Source organism: Serratia sp. 506_PEND, from assembly GCF_001076875.1.
GTDB classification, from domain to species: domain Bacteria; phylum Pseudomonadota; class Gammaproteobacteria; order Enterobacterales; family Enterobacteriaceae; genus Serratia; species Serratia marcescens.
The window spans coordinates 1-620 of sequence record NZ_JVEL01000072.1; the positions used below are offsets into that span (position 1 = coordinate 1).

The 620-nt window shown below is 38.2% G+C and carries 1 protein-coding gene and 1 pseudogene; both read right to left on the reverse strand.

The genetic code is table 11. The features are described from left to right. Positions 1 to 202: pseudogene (locus tag ADK28_RS32630) on the reverse strand (tail assembly protein); the annotation flags it as partial. Positions 203 to 231: 29 nt separating this feature from the next. Next, a partial coding sequence (locus ADK28_RS31195) for a hypothetical protein (protein ID WP_204375358.1) occupies positions 232 to 620 on the reverse strand: 389 nt, incomplete at its 5' end.

Sequence of the window (620 nt, forward strand, 5' to 3'; positions counted from 1 at the left end):
TGCGTTTACCGACGAAAATAGAAAATGTCAGGCCACGTTTGTGTGCCTCCAGCATGTAGCGTTCAAAGCCGGGCAGCAGATTTTTCATGGCATCAATAGCCTTTGGTACATTGTGAGCACGATACTCAAATTTTTTTCCAAATATGCCAACCATCGGGCCATGGAATCGTATTGTTCTCAATGGTATCTCAATAAAAGTCATAATGCCTCGAAAAAAATATTTTTAAATACCTACAAGCAAGATTTAATCGCTATTAAGGTCACTTTTATTCTCCGCTCAGGAAAAAGAACGGACCTTGTCCCTTCTCCATAATAAACAACTTTCGTTCCGGTGTTAATTTTAAGTAAATCGATAAACTCCAGTCCAGCCAGTGGAACTAAAGTTACTCCATTTTCTAAAGGCTTGACTGTTGTATTAATTGCAGGCCCATTATAAGTTTCACTATCTAATTTTGGAATTAAACATGTTTCCATTTGCACCAGTGTTTTGGTTGTCGAAAAGGTTTGCGTTGGATTTTTTCTAATGTCTGTATAACTCATTGCACATCCTGCCAAACCCAGTACCACCAGCCCAATCATTAACTTTTTCATTACCCTTTTCCTTAAGCTGAAAAGTGGAA